Annotated in this window: 27 protein-coding genes; 5 read left to right on the top strand and 22 right to left on the bottom strand. The window is 66.8% G+C overall.

The window, feature by feature from the left end:
* Positions 1 to 54: 54 nt before the first annotated feature.
* The 13 genes from ACN6O8_RS00775 to ACN6O8_RS00715 all read right to left on the bottom strand — a co-directional run bounded on the left by ACN6O8_RS00775 (position 55) and on the right by ACN6O8_RS00715 (position 10,921).
* Positions 55 to 1,545 carry a DegQ family serine endoprotease gene (locus ACN6O8_RS00775; RefSeq protein ID WP_427989189.1) on the bottom strand — a complete coding sequence of 497 codons (1,491 nt, stop codon included), beginning with the start codon at positions 1,543 to 1,545 and terminating at the stop codon, positions 55 to 57.
* Positions 1,546 to 1,585: 40 nt separating this feature from the next.
* On the bottom strand, positions 1,586 to 2,662 hold the full coding sequence (locus ACN6O8_RS00770) for a MucB/RseB C-terminal domain-containing protein (RefSeq protein ID WP_427989188.1): 1,077 nt from the start codon (positions 2,660 to 2,662) through the stop codon (positions 1,586 to 1,588).
* The gene (locus tag ACN6O8_RS00765; RefSeq protein ID WP_427989187.1) at positions 2,662 to 3,171 is read right to left on the bottom strand and encodes a sigma-E factor negative regulatory protein; all 510 of its coding nucleotides are present in this window, start codon (positions 3,169 to 3,171) and stop codon (positions 2,662 to 2,664) included. The genes ACN6O8_RS00770 and ACN6O8_RS00765 overlap by 1 nt, the downstream gene beginning before the upstream one ends.
* A 12-nt stretch (positions 3,172 to 3,183) precedes the next feature.
* Positions 3,184 to 3,783: an RNA polymerase sigma factor RpoE gene (rpoE, locus tag ACN6O8_RS00760; RefSeq protein WP_006389292.1), complete on the bottom strand. Its 600-nt coding sequence runs from the start codon at positions 3,781 to 3,783 to the stop codon at positions 3,184 to 3,186.
* Entirely contained in the window at positions 3,780 to 4,274 is a 495-nt protein-coding gene (locus tag ACN6O8_RS00755) for a hypothetical protein (protein WP_427989186.1), read from the bottom strand. The genes rpoE and ACN6O8_RS00755 overlap by 4 nt, the downstream gene beginning before the upstream one ends.
* 1 nt (position 4,275) lies before the next feature.
* Positions 4,276 to 5,505 carry a beta-ketoacyl-ACP synthase II gene (gene fabF / locus ACN6O8_RS00750; RefSeq protein WP_427989185.1) on the bottom strand — a complete coding sequence of 410 codons (1,230 nt, stop codon included), beginning with the start codon at positions 5,503 to 5,505 and terminating at the stop codon, positions 4,276 to 4,278.
* A 189-nt stretch (positions 5,506 to 5,694) separates the two neighbouring features.
* Positions 5,695 to 5,934 (bottom strand): acyl carrier protein, encoded by a 240-nt coding sequence (gene acpP, locus ACN6O8_RS00745; RefSeq protein ID WP_005012191.1) that lies wholly within the window; start codon positions 5,932 to 5,934, stop codon positions 5,695 to 5,697.
* 213 nt (positions 5,935 to 6,147) lie between these two features.
* A complete protein-coding gene (gene fabG, locus ACN6O8_RS00740; RefSeq protein WP_427989184.1) occupies positions 6,148 to 6,900 on the bottom strand; it encodes a 3-oxoacyl-ACP reductase FabG in 753 nt (250 codons plus the stop codon).
* A gap of 4 nt (positions 6,901 to 6,904) precedes the next feature.
* Positions 6,905 to 7,840, bottom strand: a complete 936-nt coding sequence (gene fabD, locus ACN6O8_RS00735; protein WP_427989183.1) for an ACP S-malonyltransferase — start codon at positions 7,838 to 7,840, stop codon at positions 6,905 to 6,907.
* A 91-nt stretch (positions 7,841 to 7,931) separates the two neighbouring features.
* Complete coding sequence (locus tag ACN6O8_RS00730; protein ID WP_427989581.1) at positions 7,932 to 8,918, bottom strand: beta-ketoacyl-ACP synthase III; 987 nt, start codon at positions 8,916 to 8,918, stop codon at positions 7,932 to 7,934.
* Positions 8,918 to 9,985: a phosphate acyltransferase PlsX gene (gene plsX / locus ACN6O8_RS00725; protein ID WP_427989182.1), complete on the bottom strand. Its 1,068-nt coding sequence runs from the start codon at positions 9,983 to 9,985 to the stop codon at positions 8,918 to 8,920. The genes ACN6O8_RS00730 and plsX overlap by 1 nt, the downstream gene beginning before the upstream one ends.
* Positions 9,986 to 10,044: 59 nt before the next feature.
* Positions 10,045 to 10,227, bottom strand: a complete 183-nt coding sequence (gene rpmF / locus ACN6O8_RS00720) for a 50S ribosomal protein L32 (RefSeq protein ID WP_006389284.1) — start codon at positions 10,225 to 10,227, stop codon at positions 10,045 to 10,047.
* Between the two features lie 52 nt (positions 10,228 to 10,279).
* Positions 10,280 to 10,921: a YceD family protein gene (locus ACN6O8_RS00715; protein WP_427989181.1), complete on the bottom strand. Its 642-nt coding sequence runs from the start codon at positions 10,919 to 10,921 to the stop codon at positions 10,280 to 10,282.
* 124 nt (positions 10,922 to 11,045) lie between these two features.
* Between ACN6O8_RS00715 and ACN6O8_RS00710 the strand changes: the two genes are divergently transcribed.
* From ACN6O8_RS00710 to ACN6O8_RS00700, 3 genes are read left to right on the top strand one after another with little or no spacing between them, the layout of a single operon-like run.
* Complete coding sequence (locus ACN6O8_RS00710) at positions 11,046 to 11,648, top strand: Maf-like protein (protein ID WP_427989180.1); 603 nt, start codon at positions 11,046 to 11,048, stop codon at positions 11,646 to 11,648.
* Entirely contained in the window at positions 11,645 to 12,355 is a 711-nt protein-coding gene (locus ACN6O8_RS00705) for an SAM-dependent methyltransferase (RefSeq protein ID WP_427989179.1), read from the top strand. The genes ACN6O8_RS00710 and ACN6O8_RS00705 overlap by 4 nt, the downstream gene beginning before the upstream one ends.
* Positions 12,352 to 13,143, top strand: a complete 792-nt coding sequence (locus ACN6O8_RS00700) for an N-acetylmuramoyl-L-alanine amidase (protein WP_427989580.1) — start codon at positions 12,352 to 12,354, stop codon at positions 13,141 to 13,143. Before ACN6O8_RS00705 ends, ACN6O8_RS00700 begins: the two co-directional genes overlap by 4 nt.
* Positions 13,144 to 13,195: 52 nt before the next feature.
* On the opposite strand, the gene msrQ is transcribed toward ACN6O8_RS00700, so the two are convergent.
* The 4 genes from msrQ to ACN6O8_RS00680 form a co-directional block, all read right to left on the bottom strand.
* Positions 13,196 to 13,837 carry a protein-methionine-sulfoxide reductase heme-binding subunit MsrQ gene (gene msrQ / locus ACN6O8_RS00695; protein WP_427989178.1) on the bottom strand — a complete coding sequence of 214 codons (642 nt, stop codon included), beginning with the start codon at positions 13,835 to 13,837 and terminating at the stop codon, positions 13,196 to 13,198.
* An 8-nt stretch (positions 13,838 to 13,845) separates the two neighbouring features.
* The gene (gene msrP / locus ACN6O8_RS00690; RefSeq protein WP_427989177.1) at positions 13,846 to 14,814 is read right to left on the bottom strand and encodes a protein-methionine-sulfoxide reductase catalytic subunit MsrP; all 969 of its coding nucleotides are present in this window, start codon (positions 14,812 to 14,814) and stop codon (positions 13,846 to 13,848) included.
* A 170-nt stretch (positions 14,815 to 14,984) separates the two neighbouring features.
* Positions 14,985 to 15,650: an HAD family hydrolase gene (locus ACN6O8_RS00685; protein WP_427989176.1), complete on the bottom strand. Its 666-nt coding sequence runs from the start codon at positions 15,648 to 15,650 to the stop codon at positions 14,985 to 14,987.
* A 1-nt stretch (position 15,651) separates the two neighbouring features.
* On the bottom strand, positions 15,652 to 16,617 hold the full coding sequence (locus ACN6O8_RS00680) for an RluA family pseudouridine synthase (RefSeq protein ID WP_427989175.1): 966 nt from the start codon (positions 16,615 to 16,617) through the stop codon (positions 15,652 to 15,654).
* Positions 16,618 to 17,125: 508 nt separating this feature from the next.
* On the opposite strand from ACN6O8_RS00680, the gene ACN6O8_RS00675 reads away from it, so the two are divergent.
* The gene (locus ACN6O8_RS00675; RefSeq protein WP_427989174.1) at positions 17,126 to 20,161 is read left to right on the top strand and encodes an Rne/Rng family ribonuclease; all 3,036 of its coding nucleotides are present in this window, start codon (positions 17,126 to 17,128) and stop codon (positions 20,159 to 20,161) included.
* Positions 20,162 to 20,306: 145 nt separating this feature from the next.
* Here the strand turns inward: ACN6O8_RS00675 and ACN6O8_RS00670 are convergent, their stop codons facing one another.
* The 5 genes from ACN6O8_RS00670 to argE form a co-directional block, all read right to left on the bottom strand.
* Positions 20,307 to 20,855, bottom strand: coding sequence for an acyloxyacyl hydrolase (locus tag ACN6O8_RS00670; RefSeq protein ID WP_427989173.1), 549 nt, complete (start codon positions 20,853 to 20,855; stop codon positions 20,307 to 20,309).
* 261 nt (positions 20,856 to 21,116) lie between these two features.
* Entirely contained in the window at positions 21,117 to 21,995 is an 879-nt protein-coding gene (gene accD, locus ACN6O8_RS00665) for an acetyl-CoA carboxylase, carboxyltransferase subunit beta (RefSeq protein WP_049072142.1), read from the bottom strand.
* A gap of 37 nt (positions 21,996 to 22,032) precedes the next feature.
* On the bottom strand, positions 22,033 to 22,899 hold the full coding sequence (gene trpA / locus ACN6O8_RS00660) for a tryptophan synthase subunit alpha (RefSeq protein ID WP_427989172.1): 867 nt from the start codon (positions 22,897 to 22,899) through the stop codon (positions 22,033 to 22,035).
* Position 22,900: 1 nt separating this feature from the next.
* Positions 22,901 to 24,100: a tryptophan synthase subunit beta gene (trpB, locus tag ACN6O8_RS00655; RefSeq protein ID WP_427989171.1), complete on the bottom strand. Its 1,200-nt coding sequence runs from the start codon at positions 24,098 to 24,100 to the stop codon at positions 22,901 to 22,903.
* A 129-nt stretch (positions 24,101 to 24,229) separates the two neighbouring features.
* Positions 24,230 to 25,381: an acetylornithine deacetylase gene (gene argE / locus ACN6O8_RS00650; RefSeq protein WP_427989170.1), complete on the bottom strand. Its 1,152-nt coding sequence runs from the start codon at positions 25,379 to 25,381 to the stop codon at positions 24,230 to 24,232.
* A 133-nt stretch (positions 25,382 to 25,514) separates the two neighbouring features.
* Between argE and ACN6O8_RS00645 the strand changes: the two genes are divergently transcribed.
* Positions 25,515 to 26,828, top strand: a complete 1,314-nt coding sequence (locus tag ACN6O8_RS00645) for an MFS transporter (RefSeq protein ID WP_427989169.1) — start codon at positions 25,515 to 25,517, stop codon at positions 26,826 to 26,828.
* Positions 26,829 to 26,879 lie beyond the last annotated feature (51 nt).

Raw genomic sequence — 26,879 nt, 5'->3', positions numbered from 1 at the left:
GGGCGCCAGGCGCCCCCTCTTGCGGCAACCAGCCATTTTAGCCGGTCTTGGGCCTTATTTGCTGGCGGGCACCGCCACCCACTGGGTCTGCTCGCCGCGCCGCACCAGCAGGCCGACCGCGCGGCCCTTGTCCAGCTTGCCAACCAGCTCGGCGAACTGCTTGGCGCCGGTGACGTCGGTGTCGTTCAGGGCCAACACAATGTCGCCTTCCTGCAGGCCGGCCTTGGCCGCGGCGCCCTCGGCGACCTTGACCTGTACGCCGCCCTTGATGCGCAGCTTCTTCTGCACATCGGCGGGCACGTCGACCACGCCCAGGCCCAGCGCATTGGTCACTTCCGGCGCGGGCGGCGCGCCCTTCTTGCCCGGTGCCGCCTTGTCGACGGGAATCTCGCCCACCTTGACCGCCAGGGTCAGCTTCTTGCCCTTGCGCCACACTTCCATGTCGGCGCGCGTGCCCGGCTTGGTCTCGCCGACGATACGGGGCAGATCGGACCAGCGCTTGATCGGTTCCTTGTTGAAAGTCAGGATCACGTCGCCCGGCTGCACGCCGGCCTGCTCGGCCGGCCCATCGACCTCGACGCTGCTGACCAGGGCGCCTTCGGCCTTGGGCAAACCGATGGCCTCGGCCACGTCCTTGCCCACTTCGCCGATCTGCACGCCGACACGGCCGCGTGTAACCTTGCCGGTGGCACGCAACTGGTCCACCACACGCATCGCTTCGTCGATCGGAATGGCCAGGGAAATACCCATGAAACCGCCGCTGCGCGAGATGATCTGGGAGTTGATACCCACGACCTCCCCGGCCAGGTTGATCAGCGGACCGCCCGAATTGCCCGGGTTGACCGCCACGTCCGTCTGGATGAAAGGCAGGTATTCGCCGGTATCGCGGCCGATGGCGCTGACAATGCCCGACGTAACGGTGGAATCCAGGCCGAACGGCGAGCCGATGGCCAGCACCCACTGGCCTTTCTTCAGCTTCTTGGGATCACCGATGACCAGCGGCGTCATGTCCTTGGCGTCGATCTTGATCAGGGCCACGTCGGTGCGCTCGTCGGTGCCGACGACCTTGGCCTTGAACTCACGGCCGTCGGTAAGCGTCACGTAGATGTCGGTTGCATCACTGACCACGTGATTGTTGGTCATGATGTAGCCGTCGTCGGAGATGAAAAAGCCCGAACCGACCCCGCGCGGCACGGTGCGTTCCTCCGGCTGCTGCGGCTGCGGCCGCTGGCGCGGACCGGGCGCCTGGCCGGGCGGCTGGAAGTCCGGGCCGAAGAACCAGCGGAACAGTTCCGCCGGATCGTTGCCGCCGGGACCGACGCCGCGGATCGGCACGGTGGCCGTGGTGCGGATGTTGACGACCGCGGGGTCGGCCTTTTCGATGATGCTGGTGAAGTCAGGCAGCGCCACCGTGGGGGTGGGCTTGTCGGCCGCCAGCGTCTGCGCCTGCGAGACAGGCGCCAGGGCGGCCGACATCAGGAGCCCCGCCGTCGCGGCCGCCAGGAAGCGGCGCAGGGCGGGGTTCGACACCATCATTGCTTTCATATATTGCTCCGAAATCACTTCTTGCCGCAGAGGCCGCGCATCATTTCGAGCCGGCCGCCGGAGCGTTCGCCACGGGTACGTATTCTGTCGCTTCCGCCAATTGTTCCAGCGTCGCCACGGGCACTTCGCCCACGGCCGTCAGCCAGTAATCGGCGATACGGGTGCCATAGACGGTAATCGATCCACGTTGCGCCGCGCCAGGGGGCGGATGGTGGCCGCGTTGGCTGTCGTAGGGTTCGATGAAGACCGAGATCGCCGCCAGGCCGTCGGACAGCACCATCTGGTTGACGGTCGCGCCGCGCCCCATCGAGCGCGCCACCTGCATGACCACGACAAAACCCTTGGGCGCCGGGATGCGCCAGCCCAGCGCGCCCAGGTCGACCGGTTTCATGGCGGGTTCAAGTACCTTCCAGTCGCGCGTGTTCCAACGCGAAGCCAGCGACTTGGGATCGACCTCGGCCCCCAGGCGCAACGAGGTGAACGAGACTTGCTCGACCACGCCGCGGGCGGCGTTGAGGGTCTGGGCCTTGAGCAGCAGATTGGTTTCGACATCGGCACAGAGGCGATAGCCATAGCGCAACTTGTCCAGCGGCTCGATAGTGATCAACCGGCACTCGCGGCCGGCCACGCGGTGCAGCGCCGGCTCGGTGCGGATCTTGTAGTGCTCGGTCAGGTTGGCCGGATCGCCCAGCAACAGGCCGGGGAAGCGGTCCCCGCGGCGGCGTTCGAGCAGCACGGTCTTGCGCTCGGGGATCAGGCACTGCACGTCTTCGTTGTGGCGCAGGTACTCGCGCGGCTGGCCGTCGAGGATCTCGAGGCGCTCGCGCTCGCCGGTGCCGTCCAGGACGTGCACCAGGCGCGAGGACTGGATCATCTCGCCCTGCTGGTACATGAAAACGCCGGAATAGTCCTGCTTGCGCGCCGCCTGCTGAATGCGCGAGAGCAGTTGAACCACGTCATCGCCCTGCGGCGCGGGCGCGGTGTCGGCGGCGCGCGCGGGATCGTGCGCGGCCAGAAATGCGGTCAGGAGCGTAGCGGCGAACCAGCCGGCGCGGTGGGCCTGCCACGAGGCAGCCCGTCCCAGCACCGGCCAACGGGTCGGAAGCACCAGGGCCATCAGCGCCCCGCCCCGACGTCGAAGGACACCTGACGCACCGCGCTGGGGCCAGCCATCTGGCGATGGGCCTCCAGGTAGTCGCTCAGGCCCGACGTATCGGCGCCAGCGCTGACGCTGGCATCGGCCAGCACGCGGGTCTGGGTGCCGGGGGAGCCGCCCGCCAGGTACGGCTGGGCCACCCACGCCACCGTGGCGACAGCCGCCGCCACCGCCAGGCCCGACAGCCCCAGACGCAGCGGCGAGCGGCGCCGCGGCGCCGCCACGATCGGCAGCTCGGCGTCCAGCGCCCGCGACAGGCGGGCGTGGAAATTCGCGCTGGGCGTCAGCGCCAGATCCGCGTTGCGCAAGGCATCGCCGATCAGATGATAGGTATCCCAGGTCTGCCGCCCTTCGCGGGTCAACAGGCCGGGGAGAATATCGTCGGCTTCTTCCCCGTCCATCCAGGCGGAAACGGATTCCTCCCAGGCGGCTTCGGAAGAAGCGACGGACTTGGCTGCTGTAGTCTGCATGACTGCCACTCCTTACCAGCGACGCTCGGCATCGGTGCCCAGCAATGGACGCAACTTGGTAGCGATGGCTTCTCGCGCACGGAAAATGCGGGAGCGCACCGTACCAATGGGGCAGTCCATGCTCTGGGCGATGTCTTCGTAACTCATACCTTCGATTTCACGCAGGACGATTGCGGTGCGCAATTCCTCGGGCAACTCTTCGATGGCCGCGTTCACCGTCTCGGCGATCTCGCGGCTGGCGACCATGGACTCCGGCGTGCTTATATCGGTTAGGTTGTCGGTTTCGTTAAAAGTTTCACCGTCTTCCGTTTCTATCGCATTGGGCGCGCTCGGCCGTCGCCCCTGGGAGGCGAGCCAATTTCGGGCCGTATTGATGGCGATACGATACAACCAGGTGTAGAACGCGCTCTCGCCCCGGAACTGGGGCAAGGCCCGATAGGCCTTGATGAACGCTTCCTGGGCCACGTCCTCGATTTCGGCGGGATCCCGGATCATGCGGGCCAGCAGGCGCAGGATCTTGCGCTGGTACTTGAGCACCAGCAGATCGAACGCCTTCTTGTCGCCCCGCTGGACGCGCGCGACGAGCTCGGCGTCGACTTCGCGCTCGCTCATGTGGCCTCCCGCAGGCGAACCGCCGGGGACGCGCGCCGCGCCGCGCCTGCCAGCAGGCACAGGCGCCGCCAGCAGTCGGGTCGCAACGTCCGTTGCCAGACGGTGAAAGTTACATGGTGGTCGTTAAAGGCCATACTCCCGGAGGGCAAGAGCTGCAGGGTGAGCGTGAGCCACGCCGGGCCGCGCCGCTGATCGAGCAGCGCCGCGTCCCGCCAGCCGTCCGGCAGGCGCACCTGCCAGCAGGCGGCGCCGGCCGCGGTGCGCAAGGCGGATACCGGGGACAGGCTGTGACGGGCCAAGTGTAACAGCCCGGCGGCCAACAGCAGCGCGGCCAGCGCGACCAGCGCCGCCCAGGCCGCGCCGAGCCAGGCAACCGCGGTCGCAAGGCTGGCCGCCGCGGCGGCCAACCCCAGGCCGGACAGCGCCGCAACGCCACGCGGCCGCAAGACAGGCACGCGAAACGTCCAGCGCCCCTGGCCCGGGCCTTCCAAATCAGATCCGGCGAACGGCCATCGAGCCGTTGGTGCCGCCGAAACCGAACGAGTTGGACAGGCCGACATCGATCTTCATCTGCCGCGCTTCGTTGGCGCAGTAGTCCAGGTCGCACTCCGGATCCTGGTTGAAGATGTTGATGGTGGGAGGCGAAACCTGGTTGTAGACCGCCAGGGTCGTGAACACGGCCTCGATGCCGCCGGCCGCGCCGAGCAGGTGGCCGGTCATGGACTTGGTCGAGTTCACCACCAGCTTCTTGGCGTGGTCGCCGAAAGCCAGCTTCAAGGCCTCGGTTTCGTTCTTATCGCCCAGGGGCGTCGAGGTGCCGTGCGCATTGACGTACTGGACGTCTTCCAGGTTCAGACCGCCGTTGCGCAGCGCGTTGAGGACGCCGCGACGCGGACCGTCCTTGTCGGGCGCGGTGATGTGGTGCGCGTCGGAACTCATGCCGTAGCCCGCGAATTCGCCGTAGATGCGCGCGCCGCGCTTCTTGGCGTGTTCGTATTCTTCCAGCACCAGCACGCCGGCGCCCTCGCCCAGCACGAAACCATCGCGGTCGCGGTCCCAGGGACGCGAAGCCGTTTGAGGATCATCGTTGCGGGTCGACAGCGCGCGCATCGCGGCAAAGCCGCCGATACCCAGCGGCGACACGGTCGATTCGGCGCCACCGGCCAGCATGACGTCGGCGTCGCCGTACTCGATCAGGCGGGCCGCGTCACCGATGCAGTGCAGGCCCGTGGTGCAGGCCGACACGACGGCGTAGCTGGGCCCCTTCATGCCATAGGTGATGGACAGATGACCGGAGATCAGGTTGATCAGCGAACCCGGCACGAAGAACGGCGAGATGCGCCGCGGTCCCTTGGCCATGTATTCGACCTGGGTTTCCTCGATGCGCGGCAGGCCGCCGATGCCCGAGCCGACGATCACGCCGATGCGCTCGGCGTTGGCTTCGGTGACTTCCAGGCCGCTGTCGCGCCAGGCCTGCATCCCGGCAGCCAGGCCGTAATGGATGAAGGTATCCATCTGGCGGGCTTCCTTGGCCGAGATATAGGCGCTGATGTCGAAGTCCTTGACTTCGCCGGCAATGTGCGTGGTGATGGCCGAGGGATCGAAACGGGTGATGCGGCTGATGCCAGAACGTCCGTTGACGATATTGTCCCAAGCGGTGGTCAGGTCGTTGCCGACAGGCGACACGATACCAAGGCCAGTGATGACGACTCGTCGCTTCACGGATGACTCCTCAAACAGACAAAAGAAAGGCGGCTTTCGGGATGCGCTGCGCGTGCGGCACACGCAACAGCGGGTCGGGCATCACTGCCCTTCCCGCGCGTGGACCACACGGCAAATTCCTGAAACCGCCCTGGTTCCCGGTCGGCGCCGAAATCGCGTTCGGAGCAACCGGAAAGATATAGGCTGAGCTTACTGCTTACCGTTCGAATTGATGTAATCAATCGCTTGTTGCACGGTCGTGATCTTTTCGGCCTCTTCGTCGGGGATCTCGGTCTCGAATTCGTCTTCGAGCGCCATGACCAGTTCGACCATGTCGAGCGAATCGGCACCGAGGTCGTCAAGGAAGGAGGATTCGTTCTTGATCTCGGCTTCGTTGACGCCAAGTTGTTCAGCGACGATCTTCTTGACGCGCTGTTCGATGCTTTCCATGCAGATCTCCAAATGGGAAAAATCCCGCGAATTATAGCCAAGCGCAGAGTACTGCAAACGCCAGGCCGTGACAAAAATAACACCGCACACCTTGATCTGTCGCCATCGCGGCGCAGGAGTGCCGATATGCGGCGTTTCCGGATGAACCGCGCGGTGCCGCGCCGATTGCCCGGCAGCGGCGCGGCGGCCTGGGCCGCCCGCGCGTTTCGTGACTTATTGCATGTACATCCCGCCGTTGACGTGCAGGGTGGTGCCGGTAATGTAACCCGCCTGCGGGCCGGACAAAAAGGCCACCGCATGGGCGATATCCGCCGGCGAACCCAGGCGGCCCAGCGGAATCTGCTGCAGCAGGGCCGCGGTCTGGGCTTCGCCCAGGGCGCGCGTCATGTCGGTATCGATGAAGCCAGGAGCGACGCAGTTGACGGTGATGTTGCGGCTGCCCAGCTCGCGCGCCAGCGCCCGCGACATGCCGGCAACGCCTGCCTTGGCGGCGGCGTAGTTGGCCTGGCCGGGATTGCCGCTCGAACCCACCACCGAGGTGACGTTGATGATACGTCCCCAACGGGCCTTCATCATGTTGCGCAGCACGGCGCGCGACAGGCGGAAAACCGATGCCAGGTTGGTATCGATCACCGCGGACCAGTCCTCGTCTTTCATGCGCATTGCCAGCGTATCGCGGGTGATGCCTGCATTATTGACGAGGATGTGCGGACCACCGCCTTCCTTGCCGAGCGCGTCGATCAGGGCGTCACAGGCTTCGGCATTGGTCACGTCCAGCACCACGCCGCGGCCGCCAAACGGCGCCAGCGCCTCGGTGATGGCGGCGGCGCCGGCTTCGGACGTGGCGGTGCCGACCACCAGCGCGCCGCGCGCGGCCAGTTCCTGGGCGATGGCACGGCCAATGCCACGCGTCGCGCCCGTCACCAGGGCGGTCTTGCCCTGCAGTTCGATCGAGGTGTTTTCCATGGTCTTAATTTCCGTTGACCGCGGCCAGCGCGGCCTCGAGGGAAGCCGGATCCGTAATGGCCAGGCCGGTGAGTTCGGGGTCGATACGCTTGGTCAGGCCGGTCAGCACCTTGCCGGGACCGCATTCGATGACGTGCGTGACGCCCTGCGCCTTCATGGCGCGCAACGTTTCGACCCAACGCACAGGATGCCATGCCTGGCGCACCAGCGCATCCCGGATCGCCGCGGGCTCGACCGGCGCAGCCACGTCGACGTTGTTGATGACCGGCATCTGGGGCGATGACACCGTCACCGCCGCCAGGGCGCCGGCCAGCACGTCGGCGGCGGGCTTGAGCAGGCTGGAATGGAACGGCGCGGACACCGGCAGCAGCAGCGCGCGCTTGGCGCCGGCGGCCTTGGCCAGCTCGCAGGCCCGCTCGACCGCGCCCTTGTGGCCAGCGATCACGACCTGGGCCGGCGCGTTGAAGTTGACGGCTTCGACCACTTCGCCCTGGGCCGCCGAGGCGCAGGCAGCGCGCACGGCATCATCGTCCAGGCCGAGGATGGCGGCCATGGCGCCGGTGCCGACCGGCACGGCGGCCTGCATGGCATCGGCGCGCACGCGCACCAGGCGCACGGCATCTTCGAGCGCCAGCGAGCCGGCGGCCGTCAGCGCGGCGTATTCGCCCAGGCTATGGCCGGCGACAACATCGGGATTACGGCCGCCCGCCGCGCGCCAGGCCGCGAAGAACGCGGCGCCGGCCGTCAACATGGCGGGCTGGGTGTTGGTGGTCAGGTTGAGCTGTTCGGTGGGCCCTTGCGCGATCAAGGCGCCGAGATCCTGGCCCAGCGCCTGCGAGGCGCGCGCCACGGTATCGGTCACGGCGGCGACGTCGGACCAGGCATCCAGCATGCCGACCGCCTGGGAACCCTGGCCAGGAAAGACAAAAGCGATTTTCATGTTTGACCGTGTGGATTGATTCTGAGTCTGTGGAAGGTCGGACTTGCCGGCCAGGCGGGCGCGGCGTGCCGCACCCCGGCCGACCCGGTCCTTACATGCGGGCCAGCACCGAACCCCAGGTGAACCCGCCGCCCACACCCTGCATCAGCACCAGTTGACCGGGCTTGACGCGGCCATCGCGACGCGCGGCATCCAGCGCCAGCGGCACGCTGGCCGCCGAGGTATTGGCGTGGCTGTCGACCGTGATGACGACCTTCTCGACCGGCACGGCTAGCTTGCGCGCCAGGAAATTCAGGATGCGCACGTTGGCCTGGTGCGGAATCAGCCAGTCGACCTCGCTGATATCGATGCCGGCTTCGGCGCAGGTATCGCGCGCCGAGCGGTCCAGCACCGTGACGGCCTGCTTGAACACCGCCTGGCCATCCATGCGCAGGAACGGATCGCCCGTGACATCGCCATAGGCGACGTTGCCGGCGGCGCTGAGGATCTTCATCTGGCTGCCATCGGCATGCAACTGCGCGGCCAGGATACCGGGCTTGTCGGAAGCCTTCAGCACCACCGCGCCGGCGCCGTCGCCGAACAGCACGCAGGTGCTGCGGTCATTCCAGTCGAGGATGCGCGAGAAAACTTCCGCGCCAATGACCAGCGCGCAACGCGCGCGGCCGGCACGGATGAAGCTGTCGGCGGTGCTCAGAGCGTAGACGAAACCACTGCAAACGGCCTGCACGTCGAAGGCCGCGGAGCCCTTGGCGCCCAGGTTGGCCTGCACCAGGCAGGCGGTGCTGGGGAAGACGAAATCGGGCGTGGAGGTAGCCAGCACGATCATGTCGATCTCGGCAGCATCGACGCCGGCATCGGCCAGCGCGCGGCGCGCGGCCTCGGTGGCCAATTGGCTGGTGGTCACGCCGCGTTCGGCCAGATGGCGCTGGCGGATGCCCGTGCGCTCGACGATCCACTCGTCGGACGTGGCGATATCGCGCGTCGCCAGTTCCGCCGCCAGGGCGTCATTCGAAACCACGCGTTCCGGCAGGAAGCTGCCGGTGCCCGCGATCACGGAATATTTCATTGTGGTATCCATCAAGCGGTGTCTCCAGCCGCGCCCGGTTCGAGCGCCGAAGCGCCCGAGGCGGACTGTACGCGCTGGTTGATCTGCGCCACCGTCTGAGCGGTGCGCTCCAGCAGTTTACTCACCACGGCCTCGCGCGCCCGTTGCAGCGCGAAGCCGAAGGCATAGGCGTCGGCCGAGCCGTGGCTCTTGATGACCACGCCGCGCAGCCCCAGCAACGCCGCGCCGTTGTAGCGGCGATTGTCGACGCGGTTGCGCAGGCGATTGAGCACCGGCTTGGCCAGCGCACCGACCAGCAGCGTGATCAGATTGCGTTTGAACTCTTCGCGGATGACGCTGGACAACATCTTGGCCAGGCCTTCCACGGATTTGAGCACGACGTTGCCGACGAAACCGTCGCAGACAACAACGTCGACCGTGCCCTTGAAAATGTCATTGCCTTCGACGTTGCCGTAGAAGTTCAAGGGGCTGGCGCGCAGGAGCTCGGCGGCTTCCTTGACGACCTCGTTGCCCTTGATGACTTCCTCGCCAATGTTGAGCAAGCCCACCGTGGGATTGTCGCGATGGTCCACCGCCTGCGACAGCGCGGCGCCCATGATGGCGAATTGCAGCAGGTGCTCGGCCGTGCAGTCGACGTTCGCGCCCAGGTCCAGCACCGTGGTGGCGCGGCCCGTCTGGTTCGGAATGGACGTGGCGATCGCGGGACGGTCGATGCCGTCCAGCGTCTTGAGCACATAACGCGAGATGGCCATCCAGGCGCCGGTATTGCCCGCCGAAACGCAGGCGTCGGCGCGCCCGTCCTTGACGGACTGGGCGGCCAGGCGCATGGAGGAATCTTTCTTGCGGCGCAGGGCGACCTCGACCGGGTCGTCCATGGTGACGACTTCGGAAGCCGGCACGATCTCGAAGCGATCAAGCGGTACGCCGCGGTGCTCGGAGAGCGCCGCTTCGATGGCGTCGGGAAGCCCGACCAGCAATAGCCGGGTATCCGGAAATTGCCGGGCGAACTCGATCGCAGCCGGAATCGTGACGGGCAGACCGAAGTCTCCGCCCATACAGTCTATGGCGATGCGTATCACGGGTGCCAGGTATCAGCGCTCAGCCGAAATGGTCCGAGTACGAGTTCGGCCCGGGGGCCTTATTCGTCGGCCTTGGTCTTCAGGACCTTGCGGCCACGGTAGAAGCCGTTGGGGCTGATGTGGTGACGCAGGTGCGTTTCGCCCGTGGTGGGCTCGATCGCCGTCGACGGATTCACCAGAAAATCGTGCGAGCGGTGCATACCGCGCTTGGACGGGGACTTCTTGTTTTGTTGAACGGCCATGATGACTCCTAGAAACGGGGCGCATTGTACGCGATGCGGCCCGATGTTGATCTCAATCTTTGTGCTTCAGTTGTTCCAGCACCGCAAACGGCGACGGACGCTTGACAGCGGGCTCCTCGGGAGGAGCTTCGCCGGCATTGGCCTGCGCGCCCGGGCATACATCATGCTTGGGCACATACGGAACGCTCAGAATGAGCTCATCTTCGATCTGGGCCAACAGATCGAAGTGATGCGAACCCACCACCTTTTCAGGCTGGTTGGACACAAAACCATTTCCTGCGCTTGCCGCCTCGCCGCCGTCCCCGCCATCCTCGTCCTCGTCGTCAAAACCCGCGGCGTGATCGCCATGGGAACTGCCGTCATCGAGGTCGGCTTCGGACTTGACCAGCTGCAGCAGAACCTCGCTGTCCACCGGGTAGGCGAACGGCTCATTGCACCGCTGACACACCACGACCGGATTCGCCCGCACATGAATGCGCAGCAGCGGCTGACCATGCAGCAGCCCGGTCTTGCCCATTTCTCCGCGCACGGACCACGTCACGAGCCCGGCATCACCCGCCGGCTGCTCGGGAAGCCCGTCAACCGCGCGCGTCAACCGCACAAGAGGTATGGTGCCTTGCGCTTCCTTGCCCGAATGGGCGAATGCGAATGCGTCGATGGGCTTGATGATCTGTCCTTGCAATTTCGCGGGCACTCTGCCCCTGCACTACATAAGGTTCCTCGCAAGGTTCCTTATATCCGTAAGAGCATGCTGCCCTGCAAAAACGCCGCAAAACGTTAGATAATACCGTGACTTACGTCCCAGCGTCAAATATCGAATGCCCTCACAACCCAGCCTGATCCTCGCTTCCAGCTCGCGCTACCGCAAAGAATTGCTCAGCCGCCTGCGCCTGCCCTTCATCGCGATTTCGCCAGATGTGGACGAAACGCCACAACCGGGCGAATCGCCCGCGGCGCTGGCGCTGCGCCTGTCCGTGGCCAAGGCCATGGCGGTGGCCGACGGGCATCCGGGCAGCGTCGTCATCGGCTCTGACCAAGTGGCCACGGTGGATGGCCAACCCATAGGCAAGCCGGGGGATTTTACGCGAGCCCAGGCGCAATTGCGCGCACTTTCGGGACAGATCGTGGAATTTCACAGCGCGTTGGCGGTCACTGATGGCCAACGGGTGGAACAAGCCGACATCGTCACCCGCTGCCGCTTCCGGCGGCTGTCCGACCGCGCCATCGACGCCTACCTGCGCGCCGAGGAACCCTACGATACCGCAGGCAGCGCCAAGGCGGAAAGCCTGGGCATCGCCCTGATGGAAAGCATCCAGAGCGACGACCCGACCGCCATCATCGGCCTGCCGCTGATCGCCCTGACCGGCATGCTGGCCGGCTTCGGCCTGGATCCCCTGGACGCCCCGGGAGCGCCCGCATGAGCGGCGCGCTGCACCTGATTCCCGTCGGCCTGGGCGAAGCCGCCCCCGACCGCTGGCTGCCCGCCGACGTGCGCGCGCTGGCCGGCGGCCTGGATACCTACATCGCCGAGAACGCCAAAACGGCGCGCGCCTTCCTCAAGCTGATCGGCACCAGCCGGCCGCTGCAGGAAATCACCGTCCACACGCTCACCGACAAGACCGACGCGGCCCAGATCAACGCCTGGCTCGAACCCGTGCGCCAGGGCGCCGAGATCGGCCTGGTGTCCGAGGCCGGCTGCCCGGCGGTCGCAGACCCCGGCGCCAAGGTGGTGGACGCCGCCCATCGACTGGGCCTGACCGTCAAGCCATGGGTCGGCCCCTCCTCCATTCTGCTGGGCCTGATGGCCAGCGGACTGGACGGCCAGCGCTTCGCCTTCCACGGCTACGCGCCGGTGGATGCCGGCGAGCGCGCCAAGCAACTGAAGGCCTGGGAACAGCACTCCGCACGGCACAATCAGACGCAGTTGCTGATCGAGACCCCCTACCGCAACGCTGCCATGTTCGCCACGCTGCTGGCCAGCCTGAAGGGCGACACCAAGCTGTGCGTCGCCCGCGCGCTGACCACCGCCGACGAATGGATCGTCACGCGCACCATTGCCGACTGGAAAAAGCAGCCCGCCCCGCAGCTGGACAAGATGCCGACCCTGTTCCTGTACCTGGCGCGCTGACCATGATCCGATCTGCCGCCGTTTTCCTGGCCCTCGCGGCCCTGGCCGGGTGCGCCCAGCGCGGCCCGGCCGGCCTGAATCTGGACACTTCCATCACCGCGGTCAGCCAGAGCAGCCGGGTGCGCTTCGTGGTTCTGCACTACACCTCGGCCGACGATGCGCTGTCGATGAAGCTGCTGTCACAGGGCAAGGTGAGCGCCCACTACCTGATCGACTCGCCCGGCCGCGCTTACCGGCTGGTCGACGAGACCCGCGCCGCCTGGCATGCCGGCGAAAGCGCCTGGTATGGCCTGAACGCCATGAACAGCACCTCCATCGGCATCGAGATCGTCAACCCGGGCTGGACCGACGGCGACGACGGCAAACCGCGCTGGCACGCTTATGGCGACCGGCAGATCCGCACACTGACGATCCTGTTGCGCGACGTCATCCAGCGCAACGGCATCGCGCCCGAGAACGTGGTGGGCCACAGCGACATCGCGCCCCAGCGCAAAGTCGACCCCGGCCCCCTGTTCCCGTGGAAGCAACTGGCCGCTGCCGGCATCGGCCGCTGGTATGACGAGGCCGGCGCCGCCGCGCACCTGGCGCGCCTGCAGACCCAGGGTACGCCGGACGTCGCCTGGTTCCAGCAGCAGTTGCAACGCCTGGGCTACACCAGCCCGCAGCATGGCACGCTGGATCGCGCCACCCTCAATGTGCTGGCGGCGTTCCAGATGCACTATCGCCCCGCCCTGCACGACGGCCAGCCGGACGCGGAGACGGCGGCGATCATGCTGGCCATGCTGTAGGGCGGCCACCAGCCTGCGCCGGTCGTCGCGGTGCCAGGGCCGCGCGCAGGCATCATCGCGGGCGGCGGCGCCACCAGGCGGCCAGCCGCCAGCCCAGCAGCAGCGCCAGCACGGCGGCGTAAAGAATCGGCTGCGACAAGTCGTTCTTGCCCGCCTTGTGCCACCAATAATGCAGCACTGCCAGCAGGCCGATCGCGTAGATGGCGCGGTGCAGTTGCTGCCAGCGCCGCCCCATCCGGCGCATGGCCCACTGGGTGGAAGTGGCCGCCAGCGCCGTCATCAGCACGAACGCGGCGAACCCCACGGCGATGAAGGGCCGCTCGCCGATATCCTGCAGCATGGCGGCAGGATCGAACCCTCTGTCCCACCAGACCCAGGCCATGAAGTGCATGGCGCCATAGAAAAAAGCGAACAGGCCGCACATACGGCGCAGGCGCACCAGCGCCGGCTGCCCGGTCAGGCGCCGCAAGGGCGTGATCGCCAGGGTCACGAGCAGGCACACCAGCGTCCAGGTGCCCGAGGAGCGCGTCAGGAACTCCACCGGATTGGCGCTCAGGCCGTTGTTGAAACCCAGCCAGAGCCAGCGGGCGAAGGGCGCCAGGCCCAGCAGGAACAACCCGGGCTTGGCGCGCCCGACGGCCCGCGCCGACCACTGCGACTTGCGCGCCGCGGACGCGGCCACCCCTTCAGCCATGGGCGGCTTCAATAGTTGGCCTTCAGGTCCATGCCCTGGTAGAGCGACGCGACCTGCTCGGCATAACCGTTGAACATCAGGGTCTTGCGCTTGGGCGAGAACAAGCCATCCTCGCCGATGCGCCGCTCGGTGGCCTGGCTCCAGCGCGGGTGCGGCACGGCCGGATTGACGTTGGCATAGAAGCCGTATTCCTGCGGCGCGGCCTTGATCCACGAAGATACCGGCTGCTTTTCCACCAGGCGGATCTTGACCAGTGACTTGCCCGACTTGAACCCGTACTTCCAGGGCACGGCCAGCCGCAGGGGCGCGCCATTCTGGTTGGGCAGCACCTTGCCATAGACGCCGAACACCAGCATCGCCAGCGGATGCATGGCCTCGTCCAGCCGCAGGCCCTCGACGTACGGCCAGTCGAGGATGGCGGCGCGCACCCCCGGCATGTTTTCGCGTTGCACGGCGGTGACGAATTCCACGTATTTGGCATTGCCGGTGGGCTCGACCTGCTTGAGCAGCGCCGACAGCGAGTAGCCGACCCATGGAATGACCATGGACCAGCCCTCGACGCAGCGCAGCCGGTAGACGCGCTCTTCCATCGGCGCCAGCTTGAGCAGTTCGTCGATATCGAAGGTGCGCGGCTTGCCGACCTCGCCTTCGACGCTGACCGTCCAGGGCCGGGTCTGCAGCTTGCCGGCATTGGACGCCGGCTCGCCCTTGTCGACGCCGAATTCGTAGTAGTTGTTGTAGGACGTAATATCAGCAAACGACGTTTGCTTGTCCATGACGCTGAGGGCCGGACTGGGCTGGCCGGCCAGGACGCCGGCGGCTCCGCCCTGGGCGAAGGCGCTGCGCGCCGCCCAGCCCGGCAGTCCCAGGCCGGCCGCCGCCACGCCCGCGCGCAGGATCAGGTCGCGGCGCGAGCGCCAGACCGCCTCGGGGGTGATGTCGGAAGGGACGATGTCTTGGGGCTTGCGTATGAGCATGGGATTCTCCTGGGGGCCGGCGCGGCACCGCGGCACTGCACCCTGCCTGAACGGTGGACGTTTCGCGGCCCCATCATATTCCGCCGACCACGCCGGCGGTGATCAGCGATAGACCGTGGCAGGCCTCGGGCGTTCCCGCGAATACGTCCGACTCGGCCGCCACAAACGACTCAGGCGGCCGCCGTGAGGATCCGGCCAAGCAGCCATTCGCGCACGCGCGGCACACTGTCCAGGATGGCTTGCGGGCCACAACCTTCGAGTTCCTTCAGGGTATGCGCGCCATAGGTCACACCCAGGCCATGCACGCCGGCGTTGGCGGCCATCTGCAGGTCGTGCGAGGTATCGCCGACCATCACCACGCGGGCGGGGTCGACGTCCAGCTCGCTCATCAGCTCGTGCAGCATGGCCGGGTGCGGCTTGCTGAAGGTCTCGTCGGCGGTGCGGGTGGCATCGAACATGGGGCCCAGGCCGGTCGCGGCCAGGGCGCGGGTAAGGCCGACGCGGCTCTTGCCGGTGGCCACCGCCAGGCGCACATCGCGCTCGGCCAGCTCGGTCAACAGCTCGGGAATACCATCGAACAGGCGCAGTTCGGGATCGCGCAGCAGGTAGTGGGTGCGGTAACGCTCGAGGAAGCGCGGCAGCATGGCCTGGGTCAGTTGCGGCACCGCGCGGCGCAGGGCGCTTTCCAGCGACAGGCCGATCACCCAGCTGGCGTCGGAGGCCGAGGGCACCGGCAGCTCCAGGTCACGGCAGGCGCCCTGGATGGCGGCCACGATGCTGTGCGTGGAATCCATCAGGGTTCCGTCCCAGTCAAACACGACCAGCGAATACGACATATCAGACCGACTCCAGTTGTTTGAGTATTTTCCGGCACGCGGGCGGCAACTCGGCCGTCAGCGTCATCGATTCGCCCGTCAGCGGATGGTTCAGGGTCAATTGGTGAGCGTGCAGGAACATGCGGCCAAAACCCATGCGGGAGAACTCGGCCCGCACCTCGTCGTGACCGTACTTGTCGTCGCCGACGATGGGAAAGCCGCTGGCCGCCAGATGCACGCGGATCTGGTGGGTACGGCCGGTGCGCAACTCGGCGTCCACCAGGCTGTAACGGCCGAAGCGCTGCTTGAGCGTAATGATGGTGTGGGCGGTCTGGCCGTCGGGATCGACCTTGACGCGGCGCTCGCCCGACTGGGTGGTCCACTTGGACAGCGACAGCTTGATGTGCTGGCGATCGTTGACCCAGTCGCCCTCGACCAGCGCATAGTAGTGCTTGTCGCTGCGCCCCTCGCGCAGCATGGCGTGCAGGGCCAGCAGCGCGCTGCGCTTCTTGGCCACCATGAGCAGGCCGGAGGTCTCGCGGTCGAGCCGGTGCACCAGTTCCAGGAACTTGGCCTCGGGACGGGCGGCGCGCAGTTGCTCGATGACACCGAAGGACACGCCGCTGCCGCCATGCACCGCCACACCGGCCGGCTTATCCACCACCAGCATCGCGTCGTCCTCGAACACCACCGGGAATTCGGCGGCCGGCACCGGCTTGGGCTTGCCCGGATCGGGCAGGCGCAGCGGCGGAATCCGCACCATGTCGCCTTCCGCGACCCGGTAATCGACCGGGATACGTCCCTTGTTCACCCGGACTTCGCCGCCGCGAATGGCCTTGTAGATATGGGTTTTGGGGACACCCTTGCACAGGCGCATCAGGTAATTGTCCAGGCGCTGGCCGGCGTGCTCGGCGCCCACTTCCACCATGCGGACGGAGGGGGGGGCCATAGGGGAGGAAGTTTCTTTGCGCATTGCGGAAAGCGACATATAATCGGGACAGCCTTAAGGGGCTGAATCAGCCGCTGGCGTAGAGATGCAACTCAAGAACGCAACTCCGTCGAGCGCGTGGGCCGCCATTGTACTGCCTGCTCATTCAACCCCTGGGTCATTTGGTCGCCGGCGCAACCGCGCCCTGCCGGATAGTGGTGTGGCATTCATCTTGCCCGCTGTCCCAGCAGGTCCGTTGCCTGCCGCAAGCGGCTTGAAGCACTGCAAGAATCGTCGCATATTTAAAGCACCAGCTGCGTGTAGGCAACCAATCCGACCGCAACTGCCGTTCACAGCACATTTCCGTCAAACCACATTCAGTGAAGCTGACCCTCCTGCTGAAAGAACCCCGTGCCCCACGGCACGACGTGCCCGCCTGACCCGCGGCGGATACGCCTGGGCGCCGCCCAGGTACGGTCCGCATCTTCTTGCCCGCTTCAGCCGCAGCCCGAGTGGCCCGAGGTCACGCGCCGATATCGGCGCGTCATGACAACGGAGAAACCCTCTCATGAAGCGCATGCTGTTCAATGCGACGCACCAGGAAGAATTACGCGTCGCGATCGTCGATGGGCAAAAACTCATCGACCTAGACATCGAGACTGCCGGCCGCGAACAACGCAAAGGCAACATCTACAAAGGTGTCATCACCCGGATCGAGCCCGGCCTTGAAGCTTGCTTCGTCAACTACGGCGAAGACCGCCACGGCTTTCTTCCCTTCAAGGAAGTGGCCCGCAGCTTCTTCAAGGAAGGCGTCGACGTCCGCACCGCCCGCATCCAGGACGCCCTGCGCGAAGGCCAGGAACTGATCGTCCAGGTCGAAAAGGAAGAGCGCGGCAACAAGGGCGCCGCCCTGACCACGTTCATCTCGCTGGCTGGCCGCTACCTGGTGCTGATGCCCAACAACCCCCGTGGCGGTGGCGTTTCGCGCCGCGTCGAGGGCGAGGACCGCCAGGAACTGCGCGACACGATGGAGCAGCTCGAGCTGCCCCAGGGCATGAGCATCATCGCCCGCACCGCGGGCATCGGCCGCAACGTCGAAGAACTGCAATGGGACTTGTCGTACCTGTTGCAACTCTGGACCGCCATCGACGGCGCCGCGCGCGACAACTCCGCGCCGATCCTGATCTATCTCGAATCCAGCCTGGTCATCCGCGCCATCCGCGATTACTTCTCGCCCGAGATCGGTGAAATCCTGATCGACACGGACGAAATCGCCGACCAGGCCACCGCGTTCATGAGCGTGGTGATGCCGGACAACGTTCAGCGCGTCAAACGCTACCGCGATGACATCCCGCTGTTCTCGCGCTTCCAGATCGAACACCAGATCGAAACGGCCTACTCGCGCACGGTGACGCTGCCCTCGGGCGGCGCCATTGTCATCGACCACACCGAAGCGCTGGTGTCGGTGGACGTTAACTCGGCGCGCTCGACCCGCGGCGCCGACATCGAGGAAACCGCCCTGCGGACCAACTCGGAAGCCGCCGACGAAGTGGCCCGCCAACTGCGCTTGCGCGACCTGGGCGGCCTGATCGTGATCGACTTCATCGACATGGAAGACAGCAAGAACCAGCGCGCCGTCGAACAGCGCCTGCGTGATGCCCTCCATTTCGACCGCGCCCGCGTGCAGATGGGCAAGATCTCGCGCTTCGGCCTGATGGAGCTGTCGCGCCAGCGCCTGCGTCCGGCCCTGAACGAAGGCTCGCACATCACCTGCCCGCGTTGCAACGGCACCGGCGTGATCCGCGACGCCGAATCCAGCGCCCTGCACGTCCTGCGCCTGCTGCAGGAAGAAGCCATGAAGGAAAACACCGCGGCGGTTCACGCCCAGGTGCCGGTCGACGTGGCGACCTACCTGCTTAACGAAAAGCGCGCCGACATCACCAAGATGGAAGCCCGCCTGAAGGTCAACCTGGTGCTGATCCCCAACAAGCACCTGGAAACCCCGCACCATCATATCGAGCGCCTGCGCCACGACGATCCGCGCCTGGAAGAAGTCAAGACCAGTTTCGAGCTGGTCGAGGCCCCGGCCACGGACGCCCCCTGGCAGCCGCGCGAAAGCGAGATCAAGGCCCGTCCCGAAGCCCTGGTCAAGGGCATCACGCCCTCGCAGCCGGCCCCGGTATCGACGCCCACCCCGGCGCCCGCCGCCCCGGCCGTCCCGGCGCAAGCGAGCCGTCCCGGCCTGCTCAAGCGCCTGTTCGGCTGGTTGACCGGCAACGCCGAGGCCACCCAGGCCGCGCCTGCCGCCGCCCAGGAGGACGCGGGCGCCAAGCGCGCCGCGGCTCCCTCGCGCGGCAAGGGCCGCCACGATGGCCAGGAACGCCGCGGCGAACGCCATGGCTCGGATCGCAACCGCAACCGTCGCGGCGAATCGCGCACGGAAGGTGCCGAGGGCGGCGAAGGCGGCCGTCACCACATCCGAGGCAACCGTCGCCCCGAAGGCGAGCGCGGCGAACGCCAGGAACGTGGCGAACGCAACAACCGCAACGAACGTGGCGAACGCGATCAGACCGTGCAGGCCGCGCAAGCTTCGAACCGTCCCGACAACACGCCGGAAGCGGTCGGCGATGACGCCGGCGCCAGCCGCAACCGCCGTCGTGGCCGTGGCCGCAACCGCCGTGAGGAAGGCCAGGCCGACGCGCCGATGAGCGAGCAGGAAAGCATGGTGGCCGCGCTGGCCCAGTCCGTCGCCACGGCGCTGCCTGAAGCCGCCCGCCAGCCCGCCGATGCCCAGGCCGAACCCGCCGAGGCCATCGACCAGATCGCCGATGGCGTGCCCGCCGCCGAAGGCGCCGAGGCCGGCGCCGATCCGGAACGCAAGCGCCGCCGCCGCCGCAGCCGCCGTGGCCGCCGCAGCCCGGACGAGGCCGGCGTGGCAGGCAGCGACGAGCCGTTGGAAGACGGCGCCGAGGACGACGCCGGCGAACAGGCCGAGAACGTGACCGCCGCGCCCGCGCCGGTCGCCGCTGTGGCCGAACCCGCCGCAACGCAAGCCGAAGCGCCTGTGCAACAGACCGAAACCGTCCAGGCTGACGCCGTGCCGGCCGCGGTTCAGGCTGAGCAGGCACCGGTCGCCTCGTTCGAGCCGCAAGCCCCGCAACCCGTCCACACCGCGGCTGCCGAAGCGACCGCGCCGGTGGCCGTCGAACCCGCCAGCCAGGTTTCCGAGCCGGCCGTGCCCGCCGTGGCACCGGTGGAAGCCGCCACGGTCGAACCGGTGATTGCACCGGCCGTGACGGCAGCGCCGGTCGAACCGCAGGCCGTCCCGGCCCCGGTGGCGACGCCGGCCATGCCGGCGGAAACGGCACCGGCCAGCGCCCAGCCCATCGTGGTGCCGGCAACGGCCCCCTCGGCCAAGGCCCAGGCCTTGCACGATGTGGTCAACGCCGCTGGCCTGCAGTGGGTGGAAACCGACCCCGAGCGCCACGCGCAGACGCAACTGCGCATCGCCGCCGCGCACACGCCGGTCCGCCTGGGCCGCGAACGCAAGCCGGTGGCTCCGGTCTCGAATGAACCGCTGGTTCAGGTCGAAACCCGCCACTGAGGCAAGCCGCGCAAGCAGAAGCCCCCATCGTCCGATGGGGGCTTTTTTTGCGCCTGCCGTGGCCCTCGCCGGGGACTGGCGCGGGCCGGGGCCAAAAAAAAACCCTCGTCGCCGAGGGTTTTCGTCAGGCCGGACCGCGCGGCGATCAGAACTGGTACGTATAGGTCAATTGCACCGTATCCAGGCCCGGATTCGGGCGCTTGATGCTGGCATTGGAGAAGTGCGAGTAGCGCAGGCCGATGCGGTTGTTCGGGGTCAGCAGAAAACCCAGGCCGACGTGGTCGCCGAACTGGAAGGCGGTGCTGATGTTCTCGTTGGCGAAGCGCGTGCGCGAGAACACGGTGGCACCGATACCGGCTTCGAGGTAGAAGCGCTCGCCGGTCCACCAACGGAACATCGGGATCGCATTCAGTTGCCACACGCTGCTGGGCGAGCGGTCGCCGTTGGCCTGCCAGTACGACACGCCGAGTTCGGGGGTGAGATCCAGGCGGCCCCAGTTGCCACCGAACTGATAGGTCCAGACCGAGGGCGTTTCGTAGTTCAAGGTGAAGCGCTGATAGTGGTCGCCCACGCCATAGTGCAGGCTCACCCCGCCCTGGGTACCCTCGGACGACTGGGCGCTGGCGAGGGTGGCGGCTCCGGCGAGGGCCAAACCGGCAAGGCGGACAAGCATTTTCTTCTTCGTCGACTGCATTGGGAGCAACTCCGTATTTTGTTGGGATGACATCTCGCGGCAACGCGCGAGTGTTATCCAGTACTACAGAACATAGCAAAAACCGGGCCAGAAGGCTCGCAACATGTCGCAATAAGGCAACAAAAATCATGAAAAACACTGTTCCGCCAGCGCCTGAAAATGACGCTGCCACGGCGCTGAAAACCGGGGCCATGAAAAAGCCGCCGGCACAAGTGCGCGGCGGCTTTTTCATGGCCCCGGACAGAGGCCGGGAAGGCTGGATCAGGCGGCGGTGACGACGTCGGCGGGCTGGTTGGTCAGCAGGGCCAGCAAACGGGCGATTTCCTCGCGCAACTGGCGGCGATCCACCACCATGTCGATGGCGCCCTTCTGCAGCAGGAACTCGGCGCGCTGGAAACCTTCCGGCAGCTTCTCACGCACGGTCTGTTCGATCACGCGCGGGCCAGCGAAGCCGATCAAGGCCTTGGGCTCGGCGATCACCACGTCGCCCATGAAGGCGAAGCTGGCGGACACACCGCCCATGGTGGGATCGGTCAGCACGCTGATGAAGGGCAGGCCAGCGGCCGACAGACGCGTCAGCATGGCGTTGGTCTTGGCCATCTGCATCAGCGACAGCAGGCTTTCCTGCATGCGCGCGCCACCCGAGGCGGCGACACAGATGAAAGGCGTCTTGTTGTCGAGCGCGGCCTGGGCGCCACGCGCGAAGCGCTCGCCGACCACCGAGCCCATGGAGCCGCCCATGAATTCGAATTCGAAGCAGGCCAGCGTCGCGGGCACGCCACGGATGGAGCCGCTGACCACCACCAGCGCGTCGGTCTCGCCGGTCTGCTTGACGGCCTCGGCCAGGCGCTCGGGATACTTGCGGGTGTCCTTGAACTTGAGCGAGTCGACCGACCGCGTGCTCTGGCCGATCTCGACCCGGCCTTCCATGTCGAGCAGCGAATCGATGCGGGCGCGGGCCCCGATGCGCATGTGGTGATCGCACTTGGGGCAGACGTGCAGGTTGGCCGCCAGGTCTTCGCTGTACAGCACCGTTTCGCACGACGGGCATTTCACCCACAGGCCTTCGGGCACGCGGCGGGCGCCGCTGTCGCTGGTTTTGTTGATGCGAGGCGGCAGGAGTTTTTCGATCCAGCTCATTGTTTTTTCATCCCGTAAGGAAGTCGCGCCAGGCCGTTCAGGCCGGCACGCTCGGTCGTTTTACTTGATCCAGCGCCTGCCGGATGGTGCGCAGCCAGCCGCTGGCGGCGGCGACTGCGGCGTCGGTTTGCTGGGCGGCGGGGGCGTTCGCCACCGCCTGCTCCATGGTTTCAATCAGTTTGCTGCCGATCACGACCGCGTCGGCCACGCGGGCCACGCGCTGCGCGCTTTCCGCGTCGCGGATACCGAAGCCCACGCCGACCGGGATGTCGCGCACGTGCCGGCGTATCACCGCCACGCGTTCGGCGACGTCGTCGGTGTTGAGCGAGCCGGCGCCCGTCACACCCTTGAGCGACACGTAGTAGACATATCCGCGGGCCACGTGGGCCACGGCCTGGATACGCGCTTCGGTCGAGGTGGGGGCCAGCAGGAAGATCGGGGCGATGCCGTGGCGGCTGAGGGTGCCGGCGAACTCGACCACTTCTTCGGGCGGATAGTCGACCACCAGCACGCCGTCCACGCCCGCGACTTCGGCGCGCCGGGCGAACTCGGCCTGTCCCATGCGCTCGATCGGGTTGGCGTAGCCCATCAGCACCACGGGGGTGGCCGTATCGCGCTGGCGGAACTCGGCCACCAGATCGAGCACACGGCCCAGCCCCACGCCCTGGGCGATGGCGCGCTCGGCGGCGCGCTGGATCACCGGGCCGTCGGCCATGGGATCGGAGAATGGCACGCCCAATTCGATGACGTCGGCGCCGGCTTCGACCAGGGCGTGCATCAGGGGCACGGTGGTCTGAGGCGACGGATCGCCGGCGGCGATGTAGGGAATGAGGGCCGCGGCACGGCCGGATTCGGCGGTGCGCCCGAAGGCGGCGGCAATGCGATCGGAACGGGTTGTCGTCATGTTAGAGCTCGATACCGGCACGTTCGGCGACGGTATGCATGTCCTTGTCGCCGCGGCCCGACAGATTGACCAGGATCACGGCGTCGCGCGGCAGCGTGGGAGCCATCTTCACGGCCTGGGCGATGGCATGCGACGACTCCAGCGCCGGCATGATGCCTTCGATGCGGCAGCAATCGTGGAAGGCCTTGAGGGCTTCGTCGTCGGTGATGCCGACGTATTCGGCGCGGCCGGAGTCCTTGAGCCAGGCGTGCTCGGGACCGACGCCGGGGTAGTCCAGCCCGGCCGAGACCGAGTGCGTTTCCTGGACCTGGCCGTCGGCGTCCTGCATGACGTAGGTGCGGTTGCCGTGCAGCACGCCGACCCGGCCGGCGGCCAGCGACGCGGCATGCTTGCCGCTGTCCATGCCCTCGCCGGCGGCTTCGACGCCGATCAGGCGCACGTTCTCGTAGGGGATGTAGGGGTGGAAGATGCCCATGGCGTTGGAGCCGCCGCCGACCGCGGCCACGACGTAGTCGGGCTGGCGGCCGATGGCCTCGGGCATCTGCGTCAGGCATTCGTTGCCGATGACGGTCTGGAAATCGCGCACCATGCGCGGATAGGGGTCTGGCCCCGCCACCGTGCCGATGATGTAGAAGGTGTTCTCGATGTTGGTGACCCAGTCGCGCATGGCTTCGTTGAGCGCGTCCTTCAGGGTGCGCGAGCCGGACGAGACCGGCACCACCGTGGCGCCCAGCAGCTTCATGCGATAGACGTTGGAAGCCTGACGGCGCACGTCTTCGCTGCCCATGTAGACCACGCATTCCATGCCGTAGCGGGCCGCCACCGTGGCCGTGGCCACGCCGTGCTGGCCGGCACCGGTCTCGGCGATGACGCGCGGCTTGCCCATGCGCTTGGCCAGGAGCGCCTGGCCGATGCAGTTGTTGATCTTGTGGGCGCCGGTGTGGTTGAGGTCTTCGCGCTTGAACCAGATCTGCGCGCCGCCCAGTTGGTCGGACCAGCGGCGGGCGTGATAGACCGGGCTGGGGCGGCCGACGAAATGCTTGAGTTCGTAGTTGAACTCTTCCAGGAAGGCGGGATCGACACGATAGCGATCATAGGCCGCGCGCAGCTCGTCGAGCGCGTGCATCAGCGTTTCCGCCACGAAAACACCGCCATAAGGGCCGAAATGGCCCAGGGCATCCGGAAAATCGTAAGGTTTCACCAAGCATCTCCCCCGGTATCACGGCCGGCCTCTGCCGTCCGCGAATCCGGTTTGCAACCCGTCATTTTACCTGACGCCGGTCGCGGGCGGGGACGGCGTCCCCTGCCCCGCCGGCGCCACGCCCGGGCGTCAGAGCGACTGCCCCATGCGGCGCAGGAAGGTCTCGCAGGCGGCCAGTTGGTCGAGCGCGACGAACTCGTTAGGCTTGTGCGCCTGCTCGATGTGGCCGGGGCCGCAGACCACGGTGGGGATGCCGATGCCCTGGAACAGGCCGGCCTCGGTGCCGTAGGCGACCTTGCGGGTGGCGCGGTCCTCGGTCAGGGCGCGCACCAATTGGGTGATGGCGGCCTCTTCGGACGCTTCCAGGGCCGGCGCGGCGGCGCCGGTCTCGATCTCGATGCGGGCGCCGTCGAATTCGGCCTGCATGCGCGGCAGGAGCTCATCGCGCACGTATTTTTCGACTTCGGCCTGGATCTGGTCGGGCTGCATGCCCGGCAGGTTGCGGAATTCATAGGTGAATTCGCACAGCTCGGGAATGGTGTTGACCGCGATGCCGCCGCGGATCTGGTTGGTCGTCATGGTCGAGAACGGCACGTCGTAGAACCGGTCGTAGGGGCCGTTGGCCTTGAAGCTGTCGGCCAGATCGCGGATGCGGCAGATCAGGCGGGCGGCGTATTCGATGGCGTTGCAGCCGCGCGGGGTCAGCGACGAGTGCGCCGCCTTGCCGTGCACCTTGCAGCGGAACAGGTTGATGCCCTTGTGCGCCACCACCACCTGCATGCCGGTGGGTTCGCCCACCACGCAGCCCTCGGGGCGGATGCCGCGGTCGAGCAGGTCGGCCAGCATGTATGGGGCGCCGGCGCAGCCGACTTCCTCGTCGTACGAGAACGCCAGGTGGATCGGCTTCTTGCGCGGCATGGCCAGGAATTCCGGCACCAGCGCCAGCGAGCCGGCAATGAAACCCTTCATGTCGCAGCTGCCGCGGCCATACAGCAGACCGTCCTTTTCGACCAGCTTGAACGGATCGGTGCTCCAGTCCTGGCCATCGACCGGCACCACGTCGGTGTGGCCGGACAGGACGATACCGCCCTGCGAGTTGCCGTCCTGGGCCGGCAGGGTGGCGAAGAGGTTGGCCTTGGTGCGCTCGGGATTGTGCGCCAGCCACGCCTCGACGCCCTGGCCCTTGAGCCAGTCGCGGACGGTCTCGATGAGGGCAAGATTGGAATTTCGGCTGGTGGTGTCGAAACCGACCAGCGTCTCCAGCCAGGTGCGCGCGTTCATGTAGCAACTCTCTCGGGGAAAAGCAGGAGTGTAAAGCCAGGACGCGTCCGCGTCCTGCGCCGCGGGCCGGACGCGAGCCGCGCCTGGGCCTAGAATGACGGCCTTCAAGCAGCAAGCCCCCCAAGGAGAAACCGTGCAGCACAAAGCAGTTCCCACGCGCAATATCGTGGCGGCAGTGATCGGCAATGCCCTCGAATGGTATGACTTCCTGGTGTTCGCGTTCATGACGCCGATCATCTCGAAACTGTTCTTTCCGACCGATCCCAGTGTTCCGGGCAGCGAACTGAACGCCATCCTGATGACCACGGCGATCTTCGGCGTCGGCTTCTTCATGCGTCCGGTGGGCGGCATCATCCTGGGCCTGTACGGCGACAAGAAGGGCCGCAAGTCGGCCATGGTGCTGGTGACCTCGCTGATGGCGGTGTCCATCGCCCTGATCACCGTGGCGCCCACCTATCACGCCGCCGGCATCCTGGCGCCCATCTTCATCCTGATCGCGCGGCTGCTGCAGGGCTTCTCGGCCGGCGGCGAGTTCGGCACCTCGACCGCCCTGCTGATCGAGATGGCGCCCAATGGCAAGCGCGGCTTCTACGGCTCGTGGCAGATGGCCGGCCAGATGCTGGCGCTGCTGATCGGCGCGGCCTGCGGCACGCTGATCACCGAGTTCTTCACGCAAGAGCAGATCGCGGCCTGGGCCTGGCGCCTGCCGTTCGCCTTCGGCCTGGTGATTGTGCCGATCGCCATCTATATTCGCCGCAACATCGACGAAACCGACGCCTTCAAGCAGATGAAGGAAGACGAGCGCCAGGCCGCCGCGCGCGGCGAGGTGCAGCGCCTGAGCCTGGCCGAGATGGTCCGCACCCACACCCGCGAGACGTTGATCGGCGTGGGCCTGGTGGTGACGGCGACGGTGTCGATCTACATCACCTTCACCTACCTGGTGACCTACTCGACCCAGATTCTGAAACTGCCGCTGAACCAGACCTTCCTGGTGCAGATGGCGGGCGCGGCGCTGATGGTGCTGCTGACGCCGTTCATGGGCGCCTGGTCCGACCGTGCCGGCCGCCGCCCCATCGTGATCGGCTCGCTGATCGGCTACCTGGTGGTGCTGTATCCGCTGTACTACTGGCTGTCAGATGCGCCGTCGATCGGCCGCCTGCTGACCGTGCAGATCGTGGTGTGCTTCTTCGTGTCGGCCTTCTTCGGGGTGTTCAGCACCGTCATGGCGGAGCTGTTCCCGGCGCGGGTGCGCTCGGTGGGCCTGTCGCTGGCCTATAACGTGGCGGTGATGATCTTCGGCGGTTTCGCGCAATTCATCGTGACCTGGCTGATCAAGACCACCGGCTCGCCGATGGCGCCGGCCTATTACGTCATGTTTGGCGTGGCGCTGGGGCTGGTGGCGTCGTTCTTCATGCGCGAACGCGCCCACGAGAACCTGGACCACTGAGATCGGCCGGCAGCATCCCGGGCCGCCACGGCCCGGGAAGTCGCGCCAACG

Origin of the sequence: Achromobacter sp. (genome assembly GCF_050285565.1) — a bacterium.
GTDB lineage: Bacteria > Pseudomonadota > Gammaproteobacteria > Burkholderiales > Burkholderiaceae_B > Achromobacter.
This window is presented reverse-complemented; position numbering and strand designations above follow the sequence as displayed.